Annotated in this window: 5 protein-coding genes; 2 read left to right on the forward strand and 3 right to left on the reverse strand. The window is 71.9% G+C overall.

Annotated elements, in window-relative coordinates; translation table 11 throughout:
- Both ABDW35_RS32680 and ABDW35_RS32685 read left to right on the forward strand, forming a co-directional pair.
- On the forward strand, positions 1–915 hold a 915-nt coding region (locus tag ABDW35_RS32680; RefSeq protein ID WP_343718025.1), incomplete at its 5' end, for a carbohydrate kinase family protein.
- Between the two features lie 8 nt (positions 916–923).
- On the forward strand, positions 924–1,838 hold the full coding sequence (locus ABDW35_RS32685; protein ID WP_343718026.1) for a pseudouridine-5'-phosphate glycosidase: 915 nt from the start codon (positions 924–926) through the stop codon (positions 1,836–1,838).
- A gap of 104 nt (positions 1,839–1,942) precedes the next feature.
- Here ABDW35_RS32685 and ABDW35_RS32690 read toward each other — a convergent pair whose 3' ends face one another.
- From ABDW35_RS32690 to ABDW35_RS32700, 3 genes are all read right to left on the reverse strand, one after another.
- Positions 1,943–3,016, reverse strand: coding sequence for a lipid A deacylase LpxR family protein (locus ABDW35_RS32690; protein WP_343718027.1), 1,074 nt, complete (start codon positions 3,014–3,016; stop codon positions 1,943–1,945).
- Positions 3,017–3,111: 95 nt separating this feature from the next.
- Positions 3,112–3,711, reverse strand: a complete 600-nt coding sequence (locus ABDW35_RS32695) for a flavin reductase family protein (protein ID WP_343718028.1) — start codon at positions 3,709–3,711, stop codon at positions 3,112–3,114.
- Positions 3,712–3,763: 52 nt separating this feature from the next.
- The coding region (locus ABDW35_RS32700) for an EamA family transporter (protein WP_343718029.1) at positions 3,764–4,547 on the reverse strand (784 nt) is incomplete at its 5' end.

Raw genomic sequence — 4,547 nt, forward strand, 5'->3', positions numbered from 1 at the left:
GTCTGGTGCTTCGGCGCCGCCCATATCGACCGCCAGGCCCGCGCCCACCGCGCCGTTCGCCTGGGCACCTCGAACCCGGTGACGATCCGCACCAGCCTGGGCGGCGTCGCCCGGAACGTGGCCGAGGCCCTGGCCCGGCTGGGCCTGACGGTCGGGCTGGTCAGCCGCATGGGCCGCGACCCGTCGGCCGAGCGGATCCTGGCGGAGATGGCGCGGCTGGGTCTTGACCTGTCCCTGGTCGGCCGGTCGGAGACCAGCGGCACCGCCAGCTACACCGCGGTGCTGGAGCCGGGCGGCGAGATGGCGGTCGCGATCGCCGATATGGGCATCTATGACGAGATGGCGCCGGAGGCACTGGCCCCGGCCCTGGCGGCGGCGCAGCCGGCTGCGGCCTGGTTCGTCGACGCCAACCTGCCGGCCGACGGGCTGACCATCGTGCTGTCCCATCCCGGCCGGCCGGGGCTGGTGGCGGTCGACGCCGTGTCCTCGCCGAAGGCCGAGAAGCTGCGCGGCCTGCTGAACCGCATCGACCTGCTGTGCCTGAACCGCGACGAGGCCGAGGCGATCACCGGCCAGCCGGTCACCGACGAGGCGACAGCCTGGGCCGCGCTGCGCCGGCTGCGCGCCGAGGGCGTCGGCCGCATCGTGCTGAACCGTGGCGATGCCGGCGCCCTGATCGCCGATGCGGCGGGCGAGGCGACGGTCGCCGCCTGCCCGGCCGAGATCGTCGACGTCACCGGCGCCGGCGACGCCGCCATGGCCGGGACGCTCTACGGCCTGGTCACCGGCCTGCCGCTGGCCGAGGCCGCCCGGCTCGGCCGCGCCGCCGCGGCGCTGGCGCTGGAGGCGCCGACCGCCGTGCCCGCAACCCTGACCGCCGACGCGCTGCGCCGGCGTGCCCTGCTTTCCGTGTGAGGATCAAGATGAACAGCCTGCTGTCGATCACCCCCGAGGTCTCCGCCGCCCTGGCCGCCGGACGCCCGGTGGTGGCGCTGGAGAGCACCATCATCTCGCACGGCATGCCGTACCCGCAGAATCTGGAGATGGCGCGCCGGGTCGAGGCGATCATCCGCGAGGAGGGCGCGGTGCCGGCGACCATCGCCGTGGCCGACGGCCGCATCCATGTCGGCCTCGACGACGCGCTGCTCGAGCGGCTGGCGACGGCCGAGGACGTGGCCAAGCTGTCGCGCCGGGACATGGGCGCGATCCTGGCCTCGGGCGGGCTCGGCGCCACCACCGTGGCGGCGACCATGATCGCCGCCCATCTCGCCGGCATCCGGGTGTTCGCCACCGGCGGCATCGGCGGCGTGCATCGCGGCGCCGAGACCAGCTTCGACATCTCCGCCGACCTGGAGGAGCTGGCACGAACCCCGGTGGCGGTGGTTTGTGCCGGCGCCAAGTCGATCCTCGACCTGCCGAAGACGCTGGAATATCTGGAGACCCGCGGCGTGCCGGTGATCGGCTACGGCACCGACACCCTGCCCGCCTTCTTCTGCCGGTCGAGCGGCCTGGCCCTGGCGCTGCGCCGCGACACGCCGGAGGAGATCGCCGCCGTGCTGGCCGCCCAGGCGGCGCTGGGCTTCCCGGCCGGGGCGGTGATCGCCAACCCGATCCCGGAGGCGCATGCCCTGCCCGAGGCCGAGATCGACGCTGTCATCGCCAGCGCCCTGGCCGATGCCGATCGCGACGGCATTGGCGGCAAGGCGGTGACGCCCTATCTGCTGGCCCGGATCGTCGCCCTCACCGAAGGCCGCAGCCTGACCGCCAACATTGCGCTGGTCGAGAACAACGCCCGGGTCGGGGCGCGGATCGCCACGGCGCTGGCGGCGCTGGACTGAGCACCCCTTCTTGTCATGCCCGGGCCTGACCCGGGCATCCAGAGAGCGTCGGGACCTTCTGGATTGCCGGGTCAAGCCCGGCAATGACACAAAAAGGAGCGGCCCTAGAACCGCCAGGACGCGGTGAACATCCCGTACTGGCTGAAATGATCGTGCTGCTCCTCGAATTCCTGCGTCCGGTATACATGGGTGTAGGCGATGCGCAGGTCGTTGATCTGCACCGCGACGCCGAGCTGTAGGTCGCCCACCAGCGGGTTCTTGGTGACGTGCGGGCTGTCCTCGAAGGTGTTGCCGTCGAGGAAGATATTGCGGGCCACGACCCGGCCTTCGATGCTGGCGAACAGGTACCAGCTGAAGCCGCTGGTCGGGATGAAGAAGTCCGACCCCGGTATGCTGGGCCGGATCCGCGGCGGCCCATAATCGGCGGGGAGGTCGAAACCGAGCCGCGCGGTGGCGCCGACCGAGGCCTGGGTCAGCACATTGCCCAGGCTGGCGCCGACATAGGGCGACAGGTCGAAGCCGATGCCCAGCGGCGCCGCGGCGTAGAGACTGCGCCAGGTGCGCTCGTAGCTCAGGATCACGCCGGGCTCGTTGTGCAGCTGGTACTTCCAGCCCCGGGCCTTCTGCGAGCCGATGATGCTGTGCACCGTGTTCTGCACCTGCTCGCCGATCGCGTAAGGGCCGACGACGCCGATCTGCAGCTCGAGTTTGTCGAGCCGATCGCCGGAATCGGCCAGCACCGCGGCGCTGCCGTAGAGCCAGGCGGCATAGGGCCGGTCGTTCGGGTCCGGGTGGCGCAGCGAGATGTCCTTCGGCGTGTACAGGCTCTGGCCGAAGGACAGGGTCGACCGGATCGGCGCCGCGTCGGGAAACAGCGGGAAGGCACGGGCCGCGTCGGCCAGCCAGTCCGGCGTTCCGGTCTCCGAGCTGGTATAGGCGAAGCGGAAACCGTTGGTGTAGCCGCGATCGGTGTTGGCGAAGACGTCGTTGTCGAGCTCGAAGCTGATGAAGGCGCCCGGGTCCTCCTCCAGCGGCCGCGGCGCCTGCGGCGTCGAGGTGACGATCGCCGGCCGCTTCGGCTCGGCCGGCACGCCCTGGGCGACGGCGACGGCCGGCAGCAGCGCCGCACCGATCACAGCCAAACCCACCCCCTGCCGGAAGCCCGTGCGAACGCCCATCCTGTCCCCCTTCCCTCACCGGCCCGCCGCGGTTGCGGCGGATCTTCCCGGACGGAACGGTACGGAGTGCGATCGGTTCCCGGCGGGATGGCCGTTCAGCGCGGGCGTTGCATGCTGAACACGGTGTCGAGGACGCCGTAATCCATGTAGCCGAGCCGCGAGATCGCCCGCCGGGACGACAGGTCGATGCGGCCGTCGGCGATCACCGAATCGTCGATATGGATCGACACCACCTCGCCGATCACGATGGCGCCGGGCACGGTCTCGCCGGCCGCGGTGGTCATCGGCACCGACTTGACCCAGCGGCATTCCAGCGCCGCGGCGGCGGCCGCGACCCGCGGCGGCTTCACCAGCCGCGACGGCGCCATGGCGAGGCCGGCCAACTCGGGCTCGCTAACTTCCGGCCCGACCGTGGCGGAGGTCAGGTTCATCTGCTCGCGCAGGTCCCAGGTGGCGAGGCTGGCCACGAACTCGCCGGTGGCCTCGGCATTGGCTTGGGAATCCTTCGGCCCGCTCGGCGCGAACATCACCATCGGCGGCCGGTCGCACACCGCGTTGAAGAAGCTGTAGGGCGCCAGGTTGACCACGCCATCGGGACTGATCGTGCTGATCCAGCCGATCGGGCGCGGCACCACCAGCGCCTTGAACGGGTCGTGCGGCAGGCCGTGGTTGCGCAGCCGGGGTTCGTAATCCATGGGGAATCTCTGGGTTCCGGGACTCGATAGAACGGGATCGCCGGCCGGTGTTTCAAGTCGCCTTGGGCGCCGCGTGCAGGCGCAGCAGCCGGGCCACCGGCAGGGCCACCGTGGCGAGGCCGAGCAGGATCAGCACCATACCGAGCAGCCGGGCCGGGCCGAAATGCTCGCCCAGCACCAGGGCGGCGGAGCCGGCGCCAAAGATCGGCACCAGCAGCGAGAAGGGCGCCACCGTCGCCGCCGGGTACAGCTTCAGCAGATGGCCCCACAGGCCGAAGCCGAGCAGCGTGGTCGGCACGGCGAGGTAGAGCACGGTGCCGATCCCGGTCCAGCTGACCAAGGCCAGGGCCTGGCCGATCGCCGCCGGCCCCTCGATTGCGAGGGACAGGGCCAGTAGCGGCAGCGGCGGGATCAGGCTGAGCCAGACGATCATGGGCAGCATGTCAACCTTGCCGGCGCCGCGCAGCAGGACGTTGCCGCAGGCCCAGCTGAGCGCCGCGGCCAGGGAGAGCGCGAGGCCGAGGGCGGTGACGTCGCCGCCGCCCGCGGTGGTCGCGATCACGGCGAGCCCGGCGAAGGCGACGGCGGCGCCGCCGATCTGCCGGCCGGTCGGCCGCTCGCGCAGCGCCATCGCCGCCACCAGCATGGTGAAGAAGGCCTGCGACTGCAGCACGATCGACGCCAGGCCCGGCGGCATGCCGACCTGCATCGCGGGGAAGAGGAAGGCGAACTGGCCGACGAACAGCGTCAGGCCGATCGCCAGCATGCGCGGCCACGGCACCTGCGGGCGCGGCAGCAGGGCCGCCGGCAGCGCCGCCAGGATGAAGCGCAGCGCG

Origin of the sequence: Inquilinus sp., assembly GCF_039594555.1 — a bacterium.
Taxonomy (GTDB): Bacteria; Pseudomonadota; Alphaproteobacteria; order DSM-16000; family Inquilinaceae; genus Inquilinus.

Bases quoted from the DNA above. Each gene is read 5' to 3' on its own strand.
- ABDW35_RS32695 (WP_343718028.1), bottom strand. From the start codon at position 3,711: ATGGATTACGAACCCCGGCTGCGCAACCACGGCCTGCCGCACGACCCG.
- ABDW35_RS32685 (WP_343718026.1), top strand. From the start codon at position 924: ATGAACAGCCTGCTGTCGATCACCCCCGAGGTCTCCGCCGCCCTGGCC.
- ABDW35_RS32690 (WP_343718027.1), bottom strand. From the start codon at position 3,016: ATGGGCGTTCGCACGGGCTTCCGGCAGGGGGTGGGTTTGGCTGTGATC.